The sequence below is a fragment of the Burkholderia sp. BCC1999 genome, from assembly GCF_905339975.1.
Classification (GTDB): domain Bacteria; phylum Pseudomonadota; class Gammaproteobacteria; order Burkholderiales; family Burkholderiaceae; genus Burkholderia.
Window position 1 is genome coordinate 306,545 of sequence record NZ_CAJPHP010000002.1, and the last position, 23,902, is coordinate 330,446.

General features: G+C 67.7%; 16 protein-coding genes, 1 pseudogene and 1 riboswitch. Of the genes and pseudogenes, 5 read left to right on the forward strand and 12 right to left on the reverse strand.

What is annotated here, in order from left to right:
• Positions 1-10: 10 nt before the first annotated feature.
• On the reverse strand, positions 11-1,675 hold the full coding sequence (locus tag U5809_RS04315) for an acid phosphatase (protein WP_322085669.1): 1,665 nt from the start codon (positions 1,673-1,675) through the stop codon (positions 11-13).
• A gap of 471 nt (positions 1,676-2,146) precedes the next feature.
• Here U5809_RS04315 and ftsH point away from each other — a divergent pair, with 471 nt between their 5' ends.
• Positions 2,147-4,123: an ATP-dependent zinc metalloprotease FtsH gene (ftsH, locus tag U5809_RS04320; RefSeq protein ID WP_322085670.1), complete on the forward strand. Its 1,977-nt coding sequence runs from the start codon at positions 2,147-2,149 to the stop codon at positions 4,121-4,123.
• Between the two features lie 299 nt (positions 4,124-4,422).
• On the opposite strand, the gene otsA is transcribed toward ftsH, so the two are convergent.
• The 3 genes from otsA to U5809_RS04335 form a co-directional block, all read right to left on the reverse strand.
• Positions 4,423-5,829, reverse strand: a complete 1,407-nt coding sequence (gene otsA, locus U5809_RS04325) for an alpha,alpha-trehalose-phosphate synthase (UDP-forming) (protein WP_282509807.1) — start codon at positions 5,827-5,829, stop codon at positions 4,423-4,425.
• 522 nt (positions 5,830-6,351) lie between these two features.
• Positions 6,352-7,971, reverse strand: a complete 1,620-nt coding sequence (locus U5809_RS04330) for a methyl-accepting chemotaxis protein (protein ID WP_322085671.1) — start codon at positions 7,969-7,971, stop codon at positions 6,352-6,354.
• A 465-nt stretch (positions 7,972-8,436) separates the two neighbouring features.
• Complete coding sequence (locus tag U5809_RS04335; protein ID WP_322085672.1) at positions 8,437-10,467, reverse strand: TonB-dependent receptor; 2,031 nt, start codon at positions 10,465-10,467, stop codon at positions 8,437-8,439.
• Positions 10,468-10,884: 417 nt separating this feature from the next.
• A riboswitch (FMN riboswitch) is annotated at positions 10,885-11,041 on the forward strand.
• A 66-nt stretch (positions 11,042-11,107) separates the two neighbouring features.
• Here U5809_RS04335 and U5809_RS04340 point away from each other — a divergent pair.
• Positions 11,108-11,614: a 6,7-dimethyl-8-ribityllumazine synthase gene (locus U5809_RS04340; protein ID WP_322085673.1), complete on the forward strand. Its 507-nt coding sequence runs from the start codon at positions 11,108-11,110 to the stop codon at positions 11,612-11,614.
• A 155-nt stretch (positions 11,615-11,769) separates the two neighbouring features.
• On the opposite strand, the gene U5809_RS04345 is transcribed toward U5809_RS04340, so the two are convergent.
• Both U5809_RS04345 and U5809_RS04350 read right to left on the reverse strand, forming a co-directional pair.
• The gene (locus tag U5809_RS04345; RefSeq protein ID WP_176045464.1) at positions 11,770-12,201 is read right to left on the reverse strand and encodes a MarR family winged helix-turn-helix transcriptional regulator; all 432 of its coding nucleotides are present in this window, start codon (positions 12,199-12,201) and stop codon (positions 11,770-11,772) included.
• A complete protein-coding gene (locus U5809_RS04350; protein WP_322085674.1) occupies positions 12,198-13,115 on the reverse strand; it encodes a serine aminopeptidase domain-containing protein in 918 nt (305 codons plus the stop codon). The genes U5809_RS04345 and U5809_RS04350 overlap by 4 nt, the downstream gene beginning before the upstream one ends.
• A 296-nt stretch (positions 13,116-13,411) precedes the next feature.
• On the opposite strand from U5809_RS04350, the gene U5809_RS04355 reads away from it, so the two are divergent.
• Both U5809_RS04355 and U5809_RS04360 read left to right on the forward strand, forming a co-directional pair.
• A complete protein-coding gene (locus U5809_RS04355; protein ID WP_322085675.1) occupies positions 13,412-14,380 on the forward strand; it encodes an ABC transporter substrate-binding protein in 969 nt (322 codons plus the stop codon).
• Positions 14,381-14,441: 61 nt separating this feature from the next.
• Positions 14,442-15,369 (forward strand): annotated as a pseudogene (locus U5809_RS04360) (LLM class flavin-dependent oxidoreductase).
• A gap of 70 nt (positions 15,370-15,439) precedes the next feature.
• On the opposite strand, the gene U5809_RS04365 reads toward U5809_RS04360, so the two are convergent.
• From U5809_RS04365 to U5809_RS04390, 6 genes are all read right to left on the reverse strand, one after another.
• Complete coding sequence (locus U5809_RS04365; protein ID WP_322085676.1) at positions 15,440-16,372, reverse strand: ABC transporter substrate-binding protein; 933 nt, start codon at positions 16,370-16,372, stop codon at positions 15,440-15,442.
• 34 nt (positions 16,373-16,406) lie between these two features.
• The gene (locus tag U5809_RS04370; protein ID WP_322085677.1) at positions 16,407-18,203 is read right to left on the reverse strand and encodes an amino acid ABC transporter permease/ATP-binding protein; all 1,797 of its coding nucleotides are present in this window, start codon (positions 18,201-18,203) and stop codon (positions 16,407-16,409) included.
• Positions 18,204-18,263: 60 nt separating this feature from the next.
• Positions 18,264-19,616 carry an LLM class flavin-dependent oxidoreductase gene (locus U5809_RS04375; RefSeq protein WP_322085678.1) on the reverse strand — a complete coding sequence of 451 codons (1,353 nt, stop codon included), beginning with the start codon at positions 19,614-19,616 and terminating at the stop codon, positions 18,264-18,266.
• A gap of 7 nt (positions 19,617-19,623) precedes the next feature.
• A complete protein-coding gene (locus tag U5809_RS04380) occupies positions 19,624-20,673 on the reverse strand; it encodes an LLM class flavin-dependent oxidoreductase (RefSeq protein WP_322085679.1) in 1,050 nt (349 codons plus the stop codon).
• A 63-nt stretch (positions 20,674-20,736) separates the two neighbouring features.
• Entirely contained in the window at positions 20,737-21,684 is a 948-nt protein-coding gene (locus tag U5809_RS04385) for an ABC transporter substrate-binding protein (protein ID WP_322085680.1), read from the reverse strand.
• Positions 21,685-21,742: 58 nt separating this feature from the next.
• The gene (locus U5809_RS04390; RefSeq protein WP_322085681.1) at positions 21,743-22,303 is read right to left on the reverse strand and encodes a GNAT family N-acetyltransferase; all 561 of its coding nucleotides are present in this window, start codon (positions 22,301-22,303) and stop codon (positions 21,743-21,745) included.
• Between the two features lie 423 nt (positions 22,304-22,726).
• Between U5809_RS04390 and U5809_RS04395 the strand changes: the two genes are divergently transcribed.
• Complete coding sequence (locus U5809_RS04395) at positions 22,727-23,794, forward strand: hypothetical protein (RefSeq protein WP_322085730.1); 1,068 nt, start codon at positions 22,727-22,729, stop codon at positions 23,792-23,794.
• The last annotated feature ends 108 nt before the right edge of the window (positions 23,795-23,902 follow it).

The following is a 23,902-nucleotide window of genomic DNA, read 5'->3' on the forward strand; positions in this document are numbered from 1 at the left end:
TAACCGGCCGTCAGCCGAGATCGAGCGCGTTCGTCAGGTCGCCCGGCGGCGTCGCGCCGCGTGCGGCGAACGCCTTGTTACGCAGGACCACGCCGTCGAGCGGCGCGAGCCCGTGCACGCGGCTGATGAAGCGCAGGATCGAGTTCGTGTCGTACAGCGTGTGATCGACGAAGCCTTTCTTCGCGAACGGCGAGATCACGAGCGCCGGAATCCGCGAACCGGGGCCCCAGCGGTCGCCGACCGGCGGCGCGACGTGATCCCACCAGCCGCCGTTTTCGTCGTGCGTCATCACGATCACGGTGTTTTCCCATTGCGGACCGCGCCGGATATGGTCGATCACGGTCGCAATGTGACGGTCGCCCGATTCGATGTCCGCGTAGCCCGCGTGCATGTTCAGGTTGCCCTGCGGCTTGTAGAACGTGACGGCAGGCAGACGGCCGGCATCGATGTCGGCGATGAAGCGGTTGGTCGACGGCTCGTCGCCGAGCCCCGCGTCGCGCAGGTGCTGGCGGCGGGCTTCCGTGCCCGGCGCGTAGTTCACGAAGTAGTTGAACGGCTGGTGGTGGTACTGGAAATCCGGCACGGTGCCCGTATCGCGATGTTCGAGCGCGTACTGCCACGCGCCGCTGTACCACGCCCAGTCGACGTTCTTCTCCGACAGGCGGTCGCCGATCGTCGCATAGCCTTGCGGCGGCATCACGCGATGGTCGTCCGGATCCGCATACGCGGCGTTGCCCGGGTCGGGCGGCGGCACGTAGCTCGGCTGGTACGGTGGCGCCATCGTGTTCACGCCGTAGCCGTCCGGCGTCAGCGGGCCGTCGGCCGCGAACTTCGGCGGGCCGTCGAGCGCGGACGCGGGCGAATCGTCGGCCAGCTTCAGGCGCGTGCCGGCCGGATCGTCGCCTTCGACCTTCGACAGCAGTTTCGCCGCATGCGGATGCTTGTGCGCGTCCGGATACAGCGGCGGCTGCGCGGAAATCAGGAACATGTGGTTCATCCACGAACCGCCGAAGGCCGCCATGAAGAAGTTGTCGCACAGCGTGTATTGCCGCGCGAGGTTCCACAGCCGCAGCGAATCGGCCGAGTTGCGGTAATGGCCCATCACGAGGCCGCCCGAATCGGCCCACGCGGCGAACTGGTTGTTGCGGCCGGCCGCGATCTGCATCTGGTTCTGGTAGAAGCGGTGCCACAGGTCGCGCGTGATCACGCCGTTCGGCAGCGGCTTGCCCTGCGCGTCCGCGATCCGGAACGGCGCATTCGGCAGCTTGTCGATGTCGCGCTCGGCGATCGCATAGCGCTTGCCGTCCACTTCCTGCGCCTGCGGCACGAGCCCGCCCCAGATCTTCGGCAGCACGGGCAGCGGCGTCTTGCCGTCGCGATCGAGCTGCTGCGCGTGTTCGGGCCGCACTTCGCCGAGCGGATGCTGCACGCCGGGGAAATCGCCGTACAGGTTCGCAAAGCTGCGGTTCTCCGCGTAGATCACGACGATGTGGCGCACGCGCTGGCGCAACGCTTCATCGATGCGCTGGTCGGCGGCCGAACGCGGCGCGCTGCCCGCGGTGGTTTCGCAACCGCCGAGCGCAACACCGGCACCCATAGCGGCGAGGCCGCCGAGTACGCGGCGGCGGTCGGGGTCGGCGGGAAGGTCGTCGGGGCGATCGGGGGTGTCGGTCACGTCGTGGGCTCCTCGAATGGGCAGGTGGGCGGTGTCGTTCGATGCGCGGCGGCGTCGCTCAGGCTGCCGCGATGCGTGACGGAATGCAATGCCGGGCGTCGCGCGGAAAGTGCGGGCGACCGAATTGTCATAAAAATGTCACGAATGCGACTATAACGCGGCGAGCGCCGCGAATGAAAGCCGTTTGTCGGACGATTCGACTCGCGCGGCGGGCGATGCGGGACGCGCGCGCGCGAACTAGACTGAATTCAGGGGCGGCGCGTCGCGGCGTGCCGCCCGGGCGAGGATCGCCCGGCGGCGCCGGCCGACGGCGTCGCCGCGGCGGCGTCGATGCGACGCAACGAGGCGACACAGCGAGGCGACGATGGCGCGGATGGATGCCGTTTTCGCATGGCCGCCGATGCCGCGTGCCGGTTGCGCACGCGTGCCCGCATGAGCGCACGCAGCGCAGCACGAGGCCGGCCCGATGCCATGGACAGGAAATTCGACTACCCGGGATTGCTGATCGCGGCGGGCTTCTTCGTGTTGTTCGCCGCGCAGTTGCTGATGCTGCACCCGACGTCGGCGTCGATCGCGTACAGCGATTTCCACAAGCTCGTCGCCGCGCGGCTCGTCGACGATCTCGAGGTCGGCCCCGCGTCGATCTCGGGCACGCTGAAGATGCCGCAGGCCGGCACGATGCTGCCGGCATCCGAAGCCGCGGCCGTGCAGCAGGCGGGCGCACCGTGGCGCTTCACGACCAACCGCGTGACCGACGAGCGCCTGACCGACACGCTGACCGCCGCCGGCATCCGCTATCACGGCACGCCCGACACGGGCTGGATCGCCGCGCTCGCGTCGTGGCTGCTGCCGCTCGTGCTGTTCGTGTTCGTGTGGAACATGATGCTGCGCAAGCGCGGTGGGCTGCAGGACTTCACCGGGATGGGCAAGAGCCGCGCGCGCGTGTACGTGCAGCAGGAAACCGGCATCACGTTCGACGATATCGCGGGCATCGACGAGGCAAAGGCGGAGCTGCAGCAACTCGTCGCGTTCCTGCGCAATCCCGACCGCTACCAGCGGCTCGGCGGCAAGATTCCGAAGGGCGTGCTCGTCGTCGGCGCGCCGGGCACCGGCAAGACGCTGCTCGCGCGCGCGGTGGCCGGCGAGGCGGCCGTGCCGTTCTTCTCGATCAGCGGCTCGGCGTTCGTCGAGATGTTCGTCGGTGTGGGCGCGGCGCGCGTGCGCGACCTGTTCGAGCAGGCGCAGCAGAAGGCGCCGTGCATCGTGTTCGTCGACGAGCTCGATGCGCTCGGCAAGGTGCGCGGCGTCGGCCCGATGTCGGGCAACGACGAACGCGAGCAGACGCTCAACCAGCTGCTCGTCGAGATGGACGGCTTCCAGGCCGGCTCTGGCGTGATCATCATGGCCGCGACGAACCGCCCGGAAATCCTCGATCCAGCGCTGCTGCGGCCGGGCCGCTTCGATCGCCACATCGCGATCGACCGGCCCGACGTGAACGGCCGCCGGCAGATTCTCGGCGTGCATGTGAAGCGCGTGAAGCTCGCGGCCGAGGTCGACCTCGGCGAGCTCGCGTCGCGCACGCCGGGCTTCGTCGGCGCCGATCTCGCGAACGTCGTCAACGAGGCCGCGCTGCATGCGGCCGAACTCGGCAAGCCGGCGATCGGCATGGCCGACTTCGACGAGGCGATCGACCGCGCGCTGACGGGGCTCGAGCGCAAGAGTCGCGTGATGAACGAGCAGGAGAAGCTGACCATCGCGTATCACGAAGCCGGTCATGCGCTCGTCGCGGAAAGCCGTGCGCATTGCGACCCGGTGAAGAAGGTGTCGATCATTCCGCGCGGCGTCGCGGCGCTCGGCTATACGCAACAGGTGCCGACCGAGGATCGCTACGTGCTGCGCAGGAGCGAACTGCTCGACCGGATCGATGCGCTGCTCGGCGGGCGCGTCGCGGAAGAGCTCGTGTTCGGCGATGTATCGACCGGCGCGCAGAACGATCTCGAACGCGCGACCGCGATGGCGCGCCACATGGTCATGCAGTATGGGATGAGCGAAAAGATCGGGCTCGCGACGTTCGACGACGGCGATGCACGCCAGGGCACCCCCGGCGCATGGCATCCGGGCGACGGCCGCTGCAGCGAGCACACGGCACGGGTGATCGACGACGAAGTGCGTACGCTGCTCGCGGATGCGCATGCGCGGGTCGCCGCGACGCTCGGCGAGCGCCGCGATGCGCTCGAGCGCATCGCGCAACGGCTGCTGCAATGCGAGGTGCTTGAACGCGACGCGCTGCAGGCATTGATCGACGGGCGCGTCGAACCGTCGTCCGCCACATCGGCTGCGCCCGGCGACGAATCGGGCGCGCGTGGCGGGGCGATCGAAACGGAACAGGCGTCCGCGGTCGAGCGCGATTTCATCGCGTACGGGCGGCCGCGTGAATCCGATCGCTGAACGCGCCGCGCCAACCAGTGGCCGGCGTACGTCGACGTGTCGACGCGGTGTGCTTTCTTTTCCTCTGTCCTGCCACGGAGTCGCCGTGAGCGACGCGCACGCTTCGATGGATGTCGCGCAGCAGGCGCGCTTCTGCTTCGAAGTGACGTTTGCCGGCTCGACACTGTCGCCGGTGCCCATCGACGAACCGCCACCGCTCGGCGAAGGGCGCGGGCATTCCGGTTTCGGTCGACGTGTGGGTTGTGAACGGCGCGCCGCTGGAATTCGCGGCAACGGATGCGTGACGCTGCGTCAGCGCGTCACGACTCGGCCGCGGCCGCGACTTCGGCCGCTTCGGCAAGTGCGTTGAGAAAGCGCGTGCGCCACCAGTGCACGTCGGTCTTGCGCACGATCGCCATCAGTGCCGAGTGACGCTGGCGGCGCTCTTCGAGCGGCATCGCGAGCGCGCGCTGGATTGCTTGCGCGGTACCTTGCGTGTCGTACGGATTGACGAGCAGCGCCGACTTCAATTGTTCGGCCGCGCCCGCGAAACGCGACAGCACGAGTACGCCCGGATCGGCTGCGTCCTGCGCGGCGAGGAATTCCTTTGCGACGAGGTTCATCCCGTCGCGCAGCGGCGTGACGAGCGCGACGCGGCTCGCGCGATAGAGGCCCGGCAGGCGCTTGCGTGCAACGGTGCGGTGGATGTAGCGCATCGGCATCCATTCGAGTTCGCCGTAGTCGCCGTTGATCGCGCCGCACAGGCTGTCCATCTCGCGACGCAGGTCGTCGTATGCGCCGAGATCCTCGCGGCTCGGCGCGGCGATCTGGATCAGCGTCGCGCGGTCGCGGTTCTCCGGATACTGTTCGAGCAGCTCGCGGAACGCATGCACGCGCTGCGGCAGGCCTTTCGTGTAGTCGAGCCGGTCGACGCCGACGAGCAGCTGGCGGCGCGAATATTCGTCGCGCATCCGTTCGAACATGTCGATGCCGTCGCGGTCGCGCGCGAGCGACTCGAATTCGTCGACGTTGATGCCGATCGGGAACGCACCGGCCGAAAGCGTGCGGCCGAACGCGTGCAGGCGGCCGTCCGGCAGCCGCGCGGCGCCGGCTTCCGCTTCGACGTAGTGCTCGAAGTGGAGCAGGTCCGATTCGGTCTGGAAGCCGACGAGATCGTATGCGAACAGCGAGCGCATCAGCCATTCGTGTTCCGGGATCGCGGCCATGATCGGCGGCGGCGGCATCGGGATGTGCAGGAAGAAGCCGATCGGATTCGTGCAGCCCATCGCCCGCAGCTCGGCCGCGAGCGGAATCAGCTGGTAGTCGTGGACCCAGATGGTGTCGTCGGGCCGTAGCAGCGTGCGCAGCTTGCGCGCGAACAACTGGTTCACGCGCCGGTAGCCGTCGGCAAAACGCCGGTCGAATTGCGCGAGATCGAGCCGGTAGTGAAACACCGGCCACAGCACGTTGTTCGAATAGCCGAGGTAGTACGCGTCGTAATCCTGCGGATCGAGATCGATCGTCGCAAGCTGGATGCCGCCGACGTTCTGGATCTGCACCTCGTCGCCATGCGTGGGCTGATCGTCGCCGCCGCGCAGCCTGCCGCTCCAGCCGAACCATACGCCGCCGGTTTCCTGCAGGCTGTCCTTCACGGCGACCGCGAGGCCACCGGCCGCGGCTTTACGGGGATCTGCGATGCGATTGGATACGACGACGAGTCGGCTCACCAGCTCTCCTATCGATTGTTGGGGGAAGGTTCGTGCGGCCAGGGCGCGAGAAGCAGACGCCGCCATCGGCGCGCGGTGCGCGTTGCGATGGGGCCGCAATGCGAACGGACGGGAGTCAGGGCATGCGATTCGCCGTCCGAACGGGGAGTGCTTTTTTAAGCATACTCGCCATTCGTTCGTTTTAAAAGTCTGTATCGGCGAGCGGTGCGGGTGCGAATGCAGCGGGATTTCCACGACGTCGATATGGCATCGCGCGATACACGGGCGGGATCGAAACTTGCGCGACAGGGCAAACGCAGTGTGCGCAATGGCGTGAGGAGAACCTACACGTACGCGTGCCGTGAATGCACGGCGCGGATCGGCGACGCGCGACGTCGCGCGTGCATGCGGGGCGTGCCGAACGACGACGATACGCAGCTGCATCGCGTGCCACGCGCGGCCGCGCATCGCGCGGTGCGCGCATGCGCAACGCAGGCAGGCAAGCGAAACAGCGTGCGCATCGTCGTCTCCTGGCCGTGCCGGTTACACGGCGGCCGGCTGCCAGTGATGCGTGCCGGCTTCGTGCGCATGCACACCCGGCGACGTCGCGTGCGTACCGGACGGCATCCGGAATGCCGCTACCGTTTCGGACAGCTCGCGACCCTGCGCCTCGAGCGACTTCGATGCGGCCGCAGCCTGCTCGACGAGTGCCGCGTTCTGCTGCGTCGTCTCGTCCATCTGCGTGACCGTCAGGTTCACCTGGTCGATGCCGCGGCTCTGCTCGGCCGATGCGGCCGCGATCTCGCCCATGATGTCCGTCACGCGCGCGACGGCCTGCGTGACGTCGGACATCGTCTTGCCGGCTTCGCCCGCGAGTGCCGAGCCGTCCTGGATCGTCTGCACCGACGCGGAGATCAGTTCCTTGATTTCCTTCGCTGCCGTCGACGAGCGCTGCGCGAGACTGCGCACCTCGCTCGCGACGACCGCAAAGCCGCGGCCCTGTTCGCCCGCGCGTGCGGCTTCGACGGCCGCGTTCAGCGCGAGGATGTTGGTCTGGAACGCGATGCCTTCGATGATGCCCGTGATGTCGGCGATCTTCGAGGAGCTTTGGCCGATTTCCGTCATCGTGTCGACCACGCGGCCGACCACCGAACTGCCGCGCTGCGCGACCTCCGACGCATTTGCTGCGAGCGTGCTCGCCTGCTGCGCGTTCTCCGCGTTCAGTCGCACCGTCGACGTGAATTCTTCCATCGTCGCGGCGGTTTCCTGCAGCGACGCGGCCTGTTCCTCGGTGCGCTGGCTCAGATCGAGGTTGCCCGACGCGATTTCGCTCACCGCATGCGCGATGCTGTTCGACGAATCGCGCACACGTCCGACGATGCCGATCAGCCGCTCGTTCATCGTCCGCAGCGCTTCGAGCAGGTCGCGCGTTTCGTCGTTGCCGCTGACCTCGATGCGGCTGCCGAGATCGCCGTTCGCCACCGTGCGCGCGACGTCCACGGCCGAGCCGATCGGCACCGTGATCTTGCGCGTCAGCCACAGGCCGCCGGCGACGGCGACCGCGACCGCGATCAGGCAGATGCCGGCCAGCAGGTTGCGCTCCATCGTGTAGCGGTCCGCGAATTGCTGCGCGATCGCGAGCTCGCGTTCGTGCGTATAGGTCGCGTATGCGTCCGTCGCGCGCACCAGCTGCGCGAGCAGCGGGCGGCAGTTGTCGTCGATGTCGGCGGTCGCTTCGTCCTTCTTGCCGGCCTGCGCGAGCCCGACGATGCGCAGCGCGACGGGCCCGTAGTTGCCTTCGATGCGCGCGATGTCGCCCACCAGTTCGCGCGCGCGATCCGAGGTGTCGGTCGCGTTCGCCATCATCTCCTTGAGCTTCGCGAGACGTTCCTGCACGTCCTTGTGCGCCTGATTCACTTCGGCGAGTTCGACCTCGACGTCGGCCGGTTTCGTCACGAGCACGAGGTTGCGCGCGGCGATCGCGCGGCGGTCGACTGCGGTGCGGATTTGCGCGGACAGGTTCGCCCGTGCGTTGATGCCGTTCATGTAGCGTGAAAACTCGGCATTCGTATCGGACAGTGCCTTGAGAGCCATGCCCGACACGATCACGACGACCGCGGCGAGCAGGCCGAAGCCGCCTAGGAGTTTTGTTTTGATGCTCATTCTGGCGATTTTCACGTTGTGCCTCTGCGCGAGTGGTTGGCAAATGGAATTTATTGTTCGACCAGATACGGGCTCGTGCCGGCATTAACGGGTATACGGGATGATTCTTTACCCTTCGCAAACCCTGATATTCGTTTTTTTAGCGCTGAAAGCGTTGTCAGGTGGGCGTTCTTGATCCTGATCAAAAAACCGCAGGTCGCCCGTGATTCAAGGGTTTATATGTGAAACTTGAAACCGGTTTTATTGATGAGGCAAAAAAGTCTTTTTGCTAATAATCGTCAGATGATTTTGTTTCGATTTATCGGTGAATGCCGGAATTTCGTTTTCGGCGAATCCCGGAAGGGTGCCGAAATGGATGTTCGGCCTGCGCAGTTCGATTGGCGCAATGGGTGAATGAACGGAAACGGGCGCGCCACGCCGGCGTGCCGGACAAGCCCGCGGCGGGCGCCGCGAGCCGTACAAGGGTCAGAACGTGGTGCGCAACCCGGCCATCACGCTGCGGCCGCCTTCGGGCGCGAAGCCGCGCACGACCGACGTCGAGTAGCGGATCTCCTGGTTCGTCAGGTTGTCGCCGCGCAGGTAGGCGAGCCAGTGCGTCGGGCCGACGCGGAACTTGTAGGTCAGCATCACGCCGAGCGACGTGTAGCCGTCGGTCGAGAAGTCGTTGTCGGGTACGCGATGCTGCGACCAGGCATGCGTGACCTGTGCGCGTGCGCCGAACGGGCCGTAGCCGTAGTCGGCCGCGAGCGTTGCGCGCAGCGGCGCGATGCGCGGCAGCGGCTGGCCCGTGTCGACGTTGCGCGCATGCGTGTAGTCGGCCGTCAGTTCGAGGTCGACCGTGTGCCCGCGCCGCGAGAACGCGCGCCATTTGCCGTCCAGCTCGACACCGTAGAACTCGGCGCGCACGCCGCGATAGATCGCCTCGTTCAGCGAGCCGTCGGTGCCGGGCGCGACGGGGTCGCCATCGTCGTCCACGACGCGGCCCGTGTTGTACTCGGTCAGGTAGTTGGAGAAGCGGTTGTAGAACACGCCGACGCTGCCGCGATTCGGGCCGCTCGCATAGCGCAGCGACAGGTCGGTCGACACCGCTTTCTCCTTCGATGCGTTCGGGTTGCCGATCAGGAACTGGCCGGTCGCATCGTGCGGGCCGTTCGAATACAGCTCGTAGAAGGTCGGCGCGCGTTCGGTGTACGCGACGTTCGCGGCGACCGACCATACCGGCGTAAGCGAAAACAGTGCGCCGGCGGACAGGCTGCCCGCGTTGAAGTCGCGCGGCTGCGCGCCCGCGAATTTCTCGACGCCGGCCGGATCGGGGTCGACCTTCACGTGCTCGAAGCGGCCGCCGAGGCTCAGCTTCAGTGCGGGAACGACCTGCCATTCCTCGAGACCGAACAGCGCGACGCTGTTCGTGCGGGTGGACGGCACGAGCATTTCGTCGCCGAGCGCGGAGAACGTGTTCTGGCCGAACTGCACGCCGATCGCGCCTTCGAACGGGCCGATCTTGCGGTGCCGCGCCTCGATGCGCGCTTCGTAGCCGCGATTGCGGAAGGTGGTCGCCGTCTCGCCGTTGTCGACTTCCTTGTGGCGGTAGTCGGTGTACGCGAAATCGAATTTCAGCTTCGTGAACGGCCCGCTCAGGTTGCGCACCTCGGATGCGAACGCGAGGCGCTCCTGCCGCATCCGCAGCCGCACGTCGCTTTCGGCAACCGAGCCGTAGTTCGATTCGTAGCCGCTGTACGACAGGCCCGCGAAGCCGTCGGCCCAGGTGTACGAGGCACCGACCGCGCCGCCGTGCACACGGCCATCGCTGTTCGGCACGTTGCCTTCCGGCTGCGGCGTGTCGGGGCCGTCGAGCGCGCGTTGCTGGCTGCTGCGCGCGTAGCCGGGAATCCGCAGCTTGCTCGTTTCGCGGTCGAACGCGTCGACGTGGAACGCGAAGCGGCCGTTGCCGCCTTCGACCTGCGCAGCACCGGCTCGCACGGAATTCGCGCCACCGTAGCGCGCGTCGAGCGCACCCGTCACGCCCTGGATCGCTTCGCGCGGAATCCGGTTGTCGATCGTGTTGACGACGCCGCCCACCGCGTTGCCGCCGTACAGCAGCGCGGCCGGGCCGCGCACGATTTCGACGCGTTCGATCGACAGCGGATCCTGCGGCACCGCGTGGTCGTACGACAGCGACGACGCGTCATAGGCCGCGACGCCGTTCTGCAGCAGCCGGATCCGGTCGCCATCCATCCCGCGGATGATCGGGCGGCCGACCATCGGCCCGTAGGTCGTGGTCGATACACCGGGCAGCCCGTTGAGCGTTTCGCCGAGCGAATCGGCCTGGCGGCGCGTCAGCGCATCGCCGGAGAGCTGCACGGTCGGCGCGATCAGTTCGGTGTCGCCGAGCGGGTTCGCGGTCACGAAGATCGGCGCCAGCGGCGTGCTGGCCGGTGCCGAGCTCGACGACGCGGGCGTATCGGCTTGCGCGTGGGCGACGGCGGCGAACAGCATCAGCGAAAGTGACGAGAGTGGGCGAAGCGGTAAACGAGGGAGGTCGCGCATGGTCGGTGAATCGGTTGGAATCGGATCGGATAACGAGCGATGCGGGTCACGGCTGGATACGATATATTGTTGCGTCATTGACGCGCAGTGACCCGATGGAACATGGCTCGGCGAGGCTTGGCCACCCACAGTGGAACGGCGTAAGGCGGACGAGCACGTGAAATGATATGTTATATCATTTCAAATTCCAAGCCGGTTGGCAGGTTCCCGTCGGGTTTCTGTCGGATCGGTGAAAAGGGCGGTTGGAGCGGAGGGGCGACCGCGGGAAACGGCCGGGGAGCGCGCCAGGCGCATGAAGCGGGCGGAGCCGTTGAAGAACCGACACGACGAGACTGTGATAGATTTCCGGCGCGGCCAATGTGCCGCGAACGTTCTCAGGGCGGGGTGAAATTCCCCACCGGCGGTAATCGCGCGATTGCGCGTAGCCCGCGAGCGCTTGCCCGCACGCATGTGCACGGCAAGGTCAGCAGACCCGGTTCGATTCCGGGGCCGACGGTTAAAGTCCGGATGAGAGAGAGCGGGGTTCGTTGCGTACGCAAGGTACGCGGCTTGTCCCTGTGCGCCCATTCAACTCACACAGGACCCATCGATGACCCAACTTGCTTCCCCCTCCCAAACTGCTGCTCTGCGGATCGCTTTCGTCCAGTCGTGCTGGCACAAGGAGATCGTCGACCAGTGCCGAAACGCGTTCGTCGACGGGCTCGCCAACGCGAACCTGAGCCAGGCGGATTGCGACTTCTTCGAAGTGGCAGGCGCTTTCGAGATTCCGCTGCATGCCAAATTGCTCGCGAAAACCGGTAAGTACGCGGCCATCGCGTGCGCCGGCCTGGTGGTCGACGGCGGGATCTATCGCCATGACTTCGTCGCGCAAGCGGTGATTTCCGGCCTGATGCAGGTGCAGCTCGAAACCGGCGTGGTGGTGCTGTCGGCGGTGCTGACGCCGCATCATTTCCACGGCGCCGAGCATGTCGCGTACTTCCACGAGCACTTCCTCGTGAAGGGCGCGGAGCTCGCGCATGCGTGCGTCGATACGATCGGCAAGGTCGCGGCGCTGAAAGCGGAACCCGTGGTCGCCGCGATTGCGCAGGCTGCCTGACGCCGTGCGGTGTGCCTGCCGCCGCGCGATGAATGGTGTCGCGCGGCGGCGTGGCGGTCAGCTTTGCATCAACATGAAAATCGAATCGAAAACGCGAATCGCAATCGCTTTCGATTGATACCGGCGCGAGCCGGTTGCGCAGGGGAGCGTGCCGCTCAGCGCTCCGCCGGAAACCGGTCCTGCAACGCGTGCAGCCAGCGCGCGACGACATCGAGTTCGTCGTCGGAAAACCCGTCGCACAGCTTGCCGTTCAGTTCGCGCAGCAGCACGCGTGCGCGCTTGAGCGCCGCGTGGCCCTCGTCGGTCAGGTACAGCCGTGTTGCGCGGCCGTCGTCCGAATCGGCATGACGCGTGATGAGACCGGCCTTTGCCATCCGGTCGGCGAGCCCTGTCATCGCGGACGGCGCGAGCTGCAGCGCGGCGCCGACTTCGCCGATCAGCGCGCCATCCTGCCTGGCGAGACAGAACAGCGCGCCAGCCTGCGCGGCGCTCGCGCGCGTCTCGGTTTCGGCCTTGCGGTCGATCCAGCGCTGCACGCGCCGCTGGCCGATGTTCAACATGAAAAACAGTCGTCGGTCTTCGCTCAAGCTGGGTTCCCGGCTGCAATGGAAAGGGAGGGACGGCTCGCGCTGCGCGGCGTGTCGAGCGCCTGCGCGAGCCAGTCGGCCACGTCGGGCCACAGCACGGTGCCGGGCCGGCTGCGAAAGAAGCCCATGTGCCCGACCGGGCCGCTGCCCGCCGCGTGCGGATCGATCTGGCGGCGTTCGACCTTCGCGCGGGTCAGATAGCTTACCAGCAGCCCGATCGCAGCCGGGTTCGCCCATGGATCGTCGTCGAAACCGAGCGCGAGGATCGGCAGTTGCTGTTTCGAGAAGCGCTCGGCCGCGCCGAGCGTCGGATCGTCGAAGAAATAGTGCGGCAACGTCGTCCAGCGGCTCCATTCGCGGAACACGCCGGCCGGCAGATCCTCGCCGAGCCCGAGCCGCTTGCCGGGTACATAGCCGAGCAGCGTGGACATCAGCGGGCCGAGCACACGCAAAATCAACCGAACCTTCAGGCGTTCGGCCGCCTGCGCGATCAGCCGTGTGCTGCCCGCATGCGCGGCGACGAGCACGGCCGCGCGCAGGTGCGGCGTGGCGGCGGACAGCCCGATCGCATGCCCGCCGACACTGTGGCCGACCGCCAGCAGCGGCAGCCCGTCGTACGCCTGCCGTGCCCATGCGGTCGCGGCGCCCACGTCGAGCTCCATCCAGTCACGCATGCGCGACTTCAGCGCGGCCAGGCGGGAGGGCCGCGATGCGCCGATGCCGCGATAGTTGTAGGTCAGCGCCGCGAAGCCGCGTTCGGTGAGGAAGCGCGCGAAGCCCGCGTACAGCCGCTCGGGCACGGCCGTTGCCGGATGGATCAGCACCAGCGCGCGCGGCGCGGCGTCCGGCGACCACAGCGTGCCGTGCAGCGTGTAGCCGTCGGCGGCGGAAAACTCGATGGGTTGGGAGGTCATGGCCGTCCTCGCTCGGGTAGTTATTTCGTATGCGAAATATAGTTCGTGATTTATTTCGTGCGCGAAATATCTATCGAGGAATCATTCGAACGGCAGGCGGCGCAGGCCGATGGCGAACACGGTCGATTGCGCTCGCTTCATAAAATATTTGCATCTTTGCAAAGCAGAATATTGCGTTTGTCTCATGAAGCCGATCGACGTATCTTCACCGGTTCCATCCGGTCCGCCGGCCGTCGCGCACGGCGGACCACGCGGCGCCGCCATCGCGCGGCAGCCGGCCAACCTTCCGGGAGATCATGTTGTCGAGCCGAATCGTCACGGCGCTCTTGCTGGCGCTTGCCGCGCAGCCGGGCCTTGCCAAGGACACCGTCACGCTGCGCGTCGGTGAGCAGAATTACTTCAACATCCAGGCGTCGATGGAGGCGTCCGGCGTGCTGAAGGACCTGCCTTACACGATCGAGTGGAAGCACTTCCAGGCCGCCGCCCCCGTTGCCGAAAGCCTGAACGGCAACGCGATCGACGTCGGCTTCCTCGGCGATTCCGCACTGCTGACGCTGGCCGCGCGCGGCGCGCCGGTCAAGGTCGTCGCGGTATCGCGGCAGAGCCTCGACGGCGTCGCGATCCTCGTGCCGAAGAATTCGCCCGTGCGCACCGTGGCCGACCTGCAGGGCAAGACCATCGCCGTATGGCGTGGCGCGTGGAGCCAGCAACTCGTGCTGCGCGCGCTCGAACATGCGGGCTTGCGCGCCGATTCGGTCAAGTACGCGTACCTGATGCCGATCGATGCGACCAACGCCTTCGCGAACGGCTCGGTCGACGCCGTGTCGCTGTGGGAGCCGTTCGTCAGCACGCTCGCGTTGCGGCAGGGCGCGCGGCCCGTGACGACCGCGCAGGGGCTGATGCCCGCGCTGAGTTTCGTCGCGGCGAACGAGGCGGCCGCGTCGGGCAAGCGTGCCGAGATCACCGATTTCCTGCGGCGCGTGGTGGCCGCGCGTCAGTGGGTCGACAGCCATCCGCGCGAGTATGCGGACCTGTGGGCGAAGCGCGCGAAGCTCGAACCGGACGTCGCGTACCGCTGGCTCAACAACGCGAAGCAGCGCGTCGGCCCGGTCGACGACACGGCAGCGAAGGATGCGCAGAACACGGCCGACTTTCTGCACAAGGCCGGCGTGATTCCGGCCGCGTACGACACGTCGAAGTTGCTCGACCGCTCGTATTCGGGCGCATTCGCCGTGCCCGCGCAGAAGACGGCCGCCGCGCAGTGACCGTGCGTCCATTCCCCCGATTCCCTCGATTCCCGATCGAGTCACACGAGGACATCCCGACATGCCAGTCGACATCATCGGCATGATCACCGCGACACCCGGCGCGGAGGTCGACGTACCGGGCGGCGCGGCCGTCCAGCCCGACTACGTGCGCCGCTTCGCTCAGGCACACGAGGCGGCCGGCTTCGACCAGGTCCTGGTCGGCCATTTCAGCAACGCGGCGGACGGCTTCATCGTCGCGTCGTTCGCGGCCGCCGCGACCGAGCGCATCCGCATCCTGCTTGCGCACCGGCCGGGCGTGATCGTACCGTCGGCCGCCGCGCGGCAGATCGCGACACTCGATGTGTTCAGCGGTGGCCGGCTCGCGCTGAACGTCGTGTCGGGCGGCGACGATGAAGACTTGCAGCGCGACGGCGATTTCGTGCCGCACGATGCCCGCTACCGCCGCACCGGCGAATATCTCGACGTGCTCAAGCGGATCTGGCTGGCCGATGCCCCGGTCGATCACGACGGCGCGTTCTATCGGCTGCGCGGCGCGTCGCCGCTCGTGAAAGGCGCGCATCAGCGTGTCGTTCCGGCCGATTGTGGCGGACACCGAGGCGGCTGCATGGGAGAAGGCCGAGGCGATTCGTGAACGCGTGCGCGCGGCGCGGGTCGCGAACGGCCAGCCGATCGCCGGTCATGCGCCGCAGAACTCGGGATCGCAGCGGCTGATGGCGGCCGCCGCGCAGGGTGACGTGCTCGACGAGCGGTTGTGGATGGGTGTCGCGAACCTGACCGGCGCGCGCTGGAATTCGACCGCGCTGGTCGGCACGCCGGAACAGGTCGCACGGGCGCTCGGCGCGTATTACCGGCTCGGTGTATCGACGTTCCTGATTCGCGGGTTCGATCCGCTAGACGATGCGCTGGCCTACGGGCGCGACCTGATTCCGGCGATTCATGCGCGGATTGCGGAACTCGACCGATATCAGGCGGCGTTGCCCGCGTAGGCAAACAGCCCGCGAGTTGAATCGCCCCGGCATTTCCGTCGCGGAATGCCGGGGCGGTTGTCTTCGGTCTTCAGAACGACGGCAGCCCCGGCGGATTGGTCTCCGCGTGCGCGATCGCCTCGCTCTGCAAGCCCCAGCGCGCAAGCGCCTGCCCGTAGCGGCCGTTGCCGATCAGCGCGTTCGTCGCGAGCGTCAGCGCCGGTGCGAGCCCGCTGCCACGCCGCGTCGCGATCGCGACATCGGCATTGTTGGGCCAGCCCGCGTTGACGACGCCGACCCGGCGGATCTTGCCGCTGCGCGCGGCCTCGTACGCGAGCGACGCATTCGGGTTCAGCTCCGCATCGGCGCGGCCCGACAGCAGCGCGACGCGCGCCGTTGCATCGTCGTCGAAATAGAGCAGCTCGGCCGGCTTCAGGCCCTGTGCGACATTGCGCTTGCTCCATTCGAGCAGGATGCGCTCCTGGCTCGTGCCGGCGCCCGTGATGATCCGCAGGCCCGCGACGTCCTTCGGCTCCGCGATCTTCGCGATCGGGCTGCCGGTGCGCACATAGAAGCCGTGCAGCCCGAGCCGGTAGGTCGTGAAGTCGTATTTCTCCTTGCGCTTCTCGGTCACGCCGACGTTCGAGATCACCGCGTCGTACTTGCCGGACGTCAGCCCGAGCGGCCAGTCGGCCCATGCGATCGGCACCAGCGCGAGCGTGCGGCCGAGTGCGTCGGCGACGAGCTGCGCATAGTCGGGATCGGCGCCGACCACGGTGCGCGCGTCGGTCGCGTACGTCGACACGGGCGGTGCATGCGGCGAAATCGCGACCGTGAACGCGCCGTCGCGCACCCAGCGGTAGGCGACTGCCGCACGGATCGCCGCGTCGTCGCGATCCGCGCGCAGGCGGCCGGCCTGGCGCGGGTCGAGATCGGCGGTTGCCGTCGCCGCGTGCGCGGCCTGCCACGGCAGGACGGTTGCCGCGGCCAGCGCGGCCGAGATGAACTGGCGCCGGTCGGTCATCGCGTGGCTCCTCGCAGGTTGGAAGCGGCGCGCATCACAGCACCCGCGACAGGAACGCGCGCGTGCGCGGATGCGACGGCGCGTCGAGCACGACGGCCGGCGGCCCGGCCTCGATGACGCGCCCGCGCTCCATGAACAGGACGTTGTCCGCGACTTCGCGCGCGAAGCCGATCTCGTGCGTGACGATCACGAGCGTCGTGCCCGAGCGCGCGAGTTCCTTGATCACGTCGAGCACTTCGTTGACGAGTTCGGGATCGAGCGCCGACGTCGGTTCGTCGAACAGCAGCACCTTCGGACGCAGCGCGAGCGCCCGCGCGATCGCGACGCGCTGCTGCTGGCCGCCCGACAGCTGGCGCGGGTACGCATCGGCCTTGTCCGCGAGGCCGACCCGCGCGAGCAGCGAGCGTGCGGTGCGTTCGGCCGCATCGCGCGTCACGCCGCTGGCCGCGATCGGCGCTTCGATCAGGTTCTCGAGCACCGTCAGATGCGGGAACAGGTTGAAGTTCTGGAACACCATGCCCACGGCGGTGCGTCGCTTCAGCACGTCGCGCTCCTTCAGCTCGTGGAGCACGTCGCCGTCGCGGCGATAGCCGATCAGCTCGCCGTCGATGTCGATGTAGCCGTCGTCGACGCGTTCGAGATGGTTGATCGTGCGCAGCAGCGTCGACTTGCCGGAGCCCGACGGCCCGACGATCACGGTCACGCTGCCGCGCGGCGCGACGAACGAGACGTTGTCGAGCACGCGCTGCATGCCGAACTGCTTCGACACGCCGTGCACGGCTACCTCGCCGCCGGTGCGCGGTGCGGCGGCCGTGGCGGTATCGGCGCGGGCATCGCTTGCGGCCCGTGCGATCGAAGCCGCGCGGCGCGACGTGGCACGTCGCCACAGCGCGCCGATGCGCGCGAGCGCAAAGGTGAGCACGGACGGCGGCGGATTGCGCAGCGCACCGCGTGCATAGTGCCGCTCGACCTGCACCTGGATCGCCGACAGCACGGTCAGGATGATCAGGTACCAGACGGTCGCGACCATCAGCAGCGGAATCACTTCGAGGTTGCGCCGATAGATTACCTGCACCGTGTAGAACAGCTCCGGCATCGCGAGCACGTAGACCATCGACGTGCCTTTCGCGAGCGTGATCAGGTCGTTGAACGCGGTCGGCAGGATCGCGCGCATCGCCTGCGGCAGCACGATCCGTGTGGTCTGGCGGCCGCGCGGCAGCCCGAGCGCGGCCGCTGCTTCGAGCTGGCCCTGGTCGACCGCGAGAATGCCGCCGCGGATCACTTCGGAGGAAAACGCCGCGTGGTTCAGCGTGAGGCCGAGCACGGCCGCGAGGAACGGGCTGATCAGCTCGGTGGTCGGCGCTTCGAACCACACGATGTCGGTAAACGGCACGCCGAGCCGCACGTGTTCGTACAGGTAGCCGAGATTGTTCAGGATCAGCAGCAGCACGATCAGCGGAATCGAGCGGAACAGCCACACGAAGGTCCATGCGCTGGCGGACAGCAGGCGCGAACGCGACAGCCGCGCCAGCGCGACGAATGCGCCGAGCGCGAAGCCGAACAATGCGCCCAGCAGCGTCAGCACCAGCGTGCGCGCGAGCCCCGACAGCACCGGCGGCGACAGGAACCATTCGGCGAATACCGGCCATCCCCATTGCGGGTTGCCGAGTATCGAATGCAGCGTGATCGCGATCAGCACGAGCGCGAGGACGGTGCCGGCCGTGCGCGACCGGTGGCGCGCGGGCACGATCCGGAAACGCGTACCGGCGTCGCGCGCGCCGGGGGAAGAGAGCGGCGGCAGTGCGCCGCCGAGATGGGTCGTGTCGCTCATGTCGTTGGAAATCCTCGAATCTGTCGGGCGGGCGCGCCGCGCACGGGCGGCGCGGTGGCGTCAGGCGTGCGCTTCGGCCGCCGTTTCGTGCGGCGCGCCGGGCGCCGCGTGGCGGCTCGCCTTGCGCGGCAGGCCGAGGTGGTCGCGCAGCGTCGCGCCGGGCAGGTCCCGGCTGTAGCGGCCGCGCGCCTCGAGCGCCGGAATCACGAGTTCGACGAAATCGTCGACGCCTTGCGCCTGTACCGGAAAACCGAGGATGAAGCCGTCGCCGGCGCCGGCGTCGTGCCAGCGGATCAGCTCGTCGGCCACGTGCTCGGCCGTGCCGATGAAGTTCGGGCGCGGCGTGGCGACCGCCAGCGCCGTCTCGCGCAGCGACAGGCCTTTCTGTTTCGCGTCGGCCTTGATGCGGTCGGTGGTCGAACGGAAGCTGTTGCGGCCAAGCTCGCCGAGTTCGGGGAACGGCGCGTCGAGTGCGTACTGCGTGAAGTCGTGGTGGTCGAAATAGCGGCCGAGGTACGCGAGCGCCTCGTCGATCGTCAGCAGGTCGCGGATCGCCTGGTATTTGTCTTCCGCTTCGGCGGCCGTGCGGCCGACGATCGGCCCGACGCCGGGGAAGATCTTCACGTCGCTGGCTTGCCGGCCGTGCTCGATCGCGCTCTGCTTCACGCGCCGTGTGAACGCAGCCGTTTCCTCGATCGACGGCGAATGCGTGAACACGGCATCCGCGTACTTGCCAGCGAGGCCGATCCCGGTGTCGGACGAGCCGGCCTGGAAGATCACCGGCTGCCCTTGCGGCGAGCGCTGGATGTTCAGCGGCCCCGCGACCTGGAAGAAGCGGCCGTGGTGATCGAGCGTGTGGAGCTTGTCGCGATCGAAGAAGCGGCCGGTCGCGCGGTCGCGCACGAACGCGTCGTCGTCCCAGCTGTCCCACAGGCCCTGCACGACGTCGAGGTATTCGTCGGCGATCTCGTAGCGCAGTTCGTGATCGGGATGCGCCTTGCCGAAGTTCTTCGCGGTGCCTTCGAGCGGCGTCGTCACGACGTTCCAGCCCGCGCGGCCGCCGCTGATCGCGTCGAGCGATGCGAGCTGGCGCGCAACCGTGAACGGTTCGCTGTACGACGTCGAGATCGTGCCGGCGAGCCCGATCTTCTTCGTCGCGACCGCGAGCGCCGACAGCACGGTCAGCGGCTCGAAGCGGTTCAGGAAGTGCGGGATCGACTTCTCGTTGATGAAGAGGCCGTCCGCGACGAACGCGAACGCGATGCCGGCGGCTTCCGCCTTGCGCGCGACACCGATCGCGAAGTCGAGGTTGATGCTGGCGTCCGGCGGATTGCTCGGATGCCGCCAGGCGTTCATGTGGCTGCCTGCGCCTTGCAGCATCAGGCCGAAGGGGATCGATCGTCGGGTCGTCATGGGAGCGTCACGCGTTCTGGTCAGGGGAGAAGGAGCGGTCGGCCGCAAGGGCCGCCTGCAACGGCGTGGCCGACAGCGCGCCGCCGAGCCATTCGGCCGACGCTAGCCGCGCCGCGTAGTCGGTTACCGGCGAATCGATCACGAATGCATCGACGTCGAGCCGCCGGCTCAATGCGTCCAGCGCGTGGTGGATGCGCTCGGGCGTATCGGCCAGCACGGTCGGGCGCAGCTCGTCGATCCGGTAGTCGGACGCGCCGCTTTGCCGTGCGAATTCGGCGGCCGCTTGCGCGCTGGCGAGGTTGAAGCTCTGGCCGCCCGCGAACTGCAGCTTGAAGATCTTCAGCGGCCCGATCAGTTGTTCGGCCGCGTCGCGCGTCGGCGCGGCGACCGCGTACAGCGCGACGAGCGGCTTCGCGCCGCCTGCGCTGCGATAGGCATCGAGCGAACGTTCGAGATTGGCGTCGTCGCCGTTGAAATGCCCCGCGTAGCAGAAGCGCCAGCCGTTGCGCGCGGCGAGCGCGCCGCTGTCCGGCGAGCCGCCGAGCAGGATGCGTTCGGGCGGCTGCGGCGGCACCGGCATCGCGACCGCGCCGGCCAGCGGATGATCTTCGGCAACGCCCCAGCCGAGAAAGGCGTCGAGCTCCGCGAGCTGGCCCGCGAAGTCAGGCTTGCGCGCCTTGTCGTGAAACCACTGCAGCGCGCGCGTGGTCAGCGGCAGCCCGCCGGGCGCCTTGCCGATACCGAGGTCGACCCGGCCCGGTGCGAGCGCGGCCAGCAGCTTGAACGTCTCGGCGACCTTGAACGGGCTGTAGTGCTGCAGCATCACGCCGCCCGAGCCGACGCGGATGCGCGACGTACGCGCGAGCAGGTGCGCGACGACGACTTCCGGCGCCGAACTCGCGAAGCCCGGCGTGCCGTGATGCTCGGCGACCCAGAAGCGCTCGTAGCCGAGTTGTTCGGCGCGCTGCGCGAGCGTCGTCGTGAAGCGCAGCGCGTCGGCGGCGGTCGCGCCGTCGGCGATCGGACTCTTGTCCAGCAGCGAAAGCGAATAAGACATGATGGGCGGCGTTCCTGCCTGGGAGTGAAATGAGCGTGGAGGGACGGTAGGCCGGCGCGGCGCTCAGCTCTTCGGCAGCCCCGGCGGATTCGTGCGCGACTGGTCGATCGCTTCGGACGCGAGGTTCCAGCGGTCGAGCACCTGCTGGTAGCGGCCGGTCTTGATCAGCCCGTTCAGCGCGACGGTCAGCGGATCGGCGAGCCCGCTGCCGCGGCGCGTGGCGATCGCGATGTCGGCCGTGCGCGGCCAGCCTCCGCTGATCGCGCCGACGAGCCGTGTCTTGCCTTGCTGCGCGCTCTGATAGGCGAGCACCGAGTTCACGCTGAACACCGCATCGGCGCGGCCCGACTGCACGGCGACGATGCGCATCGCCTGGTCGTCGTAGTACTGGATCTGCACGGGTTTCAGCCCGTGCGCGACGTTCTCGCGGTCCCACGCGAGCAGGATCTTTTCCTGGTTGGTGCCGGCGTCGGTCACGATGCGCAGCCCCGCGACGTCCTTCGGTTCGCGGATCGCCTGGATCTTGCTGTCGTTGCGCACGTAGAAGCCGACCTGGTCCTTGCGGTAGGTCGAGAAATCGAGCTTCTGCTTGCGTTCCTCGGTGACGGTGACGTTCGAAATCACCGCGTCGACTTTCCCCGATTCGAGCGCGAGCGGCCAGTCGGCCCATGCGAGCGCGACGATCTTCAGCTTGCGGCCGAGGCTGTCGGACACGAGCTGGCCGATGTCGGCGTCGAAGCCGATCACCGTGCGCGCGTCGGTCGCATACGAGCTGATCGGCGGCAGGCTCGGCGCGATGCCGATCGTCAGCGTGCCGGGCTCGGCGAATCTGAACGACGCGGGTACCGCACGCTCGACCGCCGCGTCGGCCGCGCCGCGCGGCCGGCCGCGCTGCTCGGGGCTCAGGTCGAAGGTCGCGGCCGCTGCTGTGGCGGCGAAGGCGGTCAGGCCGATCAGCGCGGCGGCCAGTGTGCGCACGGTACGGGAAGAAAGCGGTACGGCTCGGTGCATGAAAACGTCCTGTCGTGGAAAGCGGAAGATGCGAGGTGAAAGGCAGGGCGGTGTGCCGTCAGCGCGACAGCACCGGTTCCGGCACCGGTGCCCACAGGTCGGCCAGCGTCGACGTGCGCGACGGATCGACGAGATCCTTGCCGAAGCGCAGGTGGAAATACGCTTCGGGGTCGATCGACGAATCGAACAGCCGCGTATAGCCGGTGCGGTCGTACAGCGCCCACGCTTCGGGCTGGCGAAAGCCGGTGGTCAGGTAGAGGCGGCGGTAGCCCTGCTGCGCGGCGCGCAGTTCGAGCGCTTCGACGATCAGTCGTGCGAGGCCCTGACGGCGCAGGTCGGCGTGCGTCCAGATGCGCTTGAGTTCGGCGGTCTGTGCGTCGTAGCGCTTGAACGCGCCGCCGCCGATCGTTTCGCCGTCGCGCAGCAGCAGCACGAACGCGCCTTCGGGCGGCGCGAACAGTTCGGCCGGGTAGCGCGCGAGTTCGTCGCGGGCTGACGCGCGGCTGTCGGGGCGGTACGCGTCGTAACGGGTCGAATACTCGTCGATCAGCGCGTCGATCAGCGGCTGCGCGCGGACGTCGAGCGGCGTCGTGTCGATGATGCGGTCGTTCGTGGCCATGGGCATCGCGGAGAGCGCGCGATGCGGACGTTCCTGGCGGGGTGCGGGCACGCGGCCCATCCGGTCTGTTCCGTTATCGCGACGCAGTTGTCGTGATGGCGGCGGCCGCTGCGCATCGTGCGATGCCGGTGGCGCGCCGCCGCCGTTTCGAACACGTTAGCGGCGCGGCCGGCAAAGGCGAACGAAGCAATTTCGATAAGGATTTCGCGGGAGGCGTCAGAAGGCTTGCAGCGGGAGTGGGGTGAGGTTAGGCGGCGGCAGCAGGCACTTGAACTTACGATATCCTTCGATGGCCGACGCTCGCGGATGATGTGCCGATACGTGTGCCGTCCGTCCCGGTGCGAAACGTGGCGGCAATACCGGCACAACGAAAAAGGCTGGCTCAAATCCGGTGATGACCATTCCAACAAGGGCAAAACAATGATGACTTCCAGCGATGGCCTGACCAGTCCGGCGCGGCTGCTGCGACTCGCCTCATGGGCGATTGCGATCGTCTTCGCCGTATTTCTGAACATGCTCGGCAGTCTCGTGATTCGCGACATGGCGTTCGCCCCGAGCGGCGGGCCGCCCGCCATCGAGCAATTCGCCGACGCACCGACCAAGGCGCGACTGGACGCGGCGCGGCGCGATCTGCAGGCCCGGCACGACGCGCTCGCCGAGAAGGCCGGCACGATGGAGGTGGCGCATGGACGCGCCGCGAAGGCGTACGCGGCCGAGAAGGAAAGTTTCCGCAACTGGCTGGCAACCCGCTCGGTGACGGGTGACAGCGCGCGGGACCCGGACCTTCTGGCGAGAACCCGCAAGCTCGATACGCTGCAGGCAGTGGTGGTCGACTGGCAGCATCAGATCGACGCGATCGGCGACCAGCAACGGGCACTGGCATCGCAGCAGGCTCAAATCGACACGCAGACTGCCGACGCGGACGCCGCAGCCGAAAAGCGCTTCGACGCGGCGACCCGGCATTACGAGTTGCAGGTATTCGGACTGCGGCTTGCGCTGACGCTGCCGATACTGCTGATCGCGATCGGGTTGTTCATCCGCTACCGCAAGGCGCGCTACTGGCCTTTCGTCCATGGCTTCGGCCTGTTTGCACTGAGCGCGTTTTTCATCGAACTGGTCCCGTATCTGCCGAATTTCGGTGGTTATGTCCGGGTCCTGGTCGGCATTGCGCTCACGGTGTTCGCCGGGCTCTACATGATGAAGGCCTTTCAGCGTTATGCCGAACGCAAGCGGCTCGAATTGCAGCAGGATCAGGGGGAACGCGCGCGCACGATCGGATACGAAAAGGCCGTTCGCTCACTCGAGAAGAAGCGCTGCCCGTCATGCGACAAGCAATGGAATCTCGGTGGCGACGACTCCACGTTCTGCGTGCATTGCGGATTGCGGCTCTTCAACGTATGCGGATGCGGCGGCCGGAATTTCTACTTCTTCCCGCATTGCCATCAATGCGGTGCGCCGCAGGGAAACGAGGCGCCGGCGTCATCCGATTGATGGCTGGCGTGTGAGCCGCGCGCAATCGCGCCGGCACCGGCCCGCGGGCGCGTCGGCGTCGTCGATGCCCATTGCGGGCCGCGGGCGCCCGGCCGCGACTCGCCGCCA

Excerpts from the sequence above, each read along its gene's own strand:
- ftsH (WP_322085670.1), top strand. The coding sequence starts at position 2,147 with ATGGACAGGAAATTCGACTACCCGGGATTGCTGATCGCGGCGGGCTTC.
- U5809_RS04330 (WP_322085671.1), bottom strand. The coding sequence starts at position 7,971 with ATGAGCATCAAAACAAAACTCCTAGGCGGCTTCGGCCTGCTCGCCGCG.
- U5809_RS04335 (WP_322085672.1), bottom strand. The coding sequence starts at position 10,467 with ATGCTGTTCGCCGCCGTCGCCCACGCGCAAGCCGATACGCCCGCGTCG.
- U5809_RS04340 (WP_322085673.1), top strand. The coding sequence starts at position 11,108 with ATGACCCAACTTGCTTCCCCCTCCCAAACTGCTGCTCTGCGGATCGCT.
- U5809_RS04350 (WP_322085674.1), bottom strand. The coding sequence starts at position 13,115 with ATGACCTCCCAACCCATCGAGTTTTCCGCCGCCGACGGCTACACGCTG.
- U5809_RS04355 (WP_322085675.1), top strand. The coding sequence starts at position 13,412 with ATGTTGTCGAGCCGAATCGTCACGGCGCTCTTGCTGGCGCTTGCCGCG.
- U5809_RS04365 (WP_322085676.1), bottom strand. The coding sequence starts at position 16,372 with ATGACCGACCGGCGCCAGTTCATCTCGGCCGCGCTGGCCGCGGCAACC.
- U5809_RS04370 (WP_322085677.1), bottom strand. The coding sequence starts at position 18,203 with ATGAGCGACACGACCCATCTCGGCGGCGCACTGCCGCCGCTCTCTTCC.
- U5809_RS04375 (WP_322085678.1), bottom strand. The coding sequence starts at position 19,616 with ATGACGACCCGACGATCGATCCCCTTCGGCCTGATGCTGCAAGGCGCA.
- U5809_RS04380 (WP_322085679.1), bottom strand. The coding sequence starts at position 20,673 with ATGTCTTATTCGCTTTCGCTGCTGGACAAGAGTCCGATCGCCGACGGC.
- U5809_RS04385 (WP_322085680.1), bottom strand. The coding sequence starts at position 21,684 with ATGCACCGAGCCGTACCGCTTTCTTCCCGTACCGTGCGCACACTGGCC.
- U5809_RS04390 (WP_322085681.1), bottom strand. The coding sequence starts at position 22,303 with ATGGCCACGAACGACCGCATCATCGACACGACGCCGCTCGACGTCCGC.
- U5809_RS04395 (WP_322085730.1), top strand. The coding sequence starts at position 22,727 with ATGACTTCCAGCGATGGCCTGACCAGTCCGGCGCGGCTGCTGCGACTC.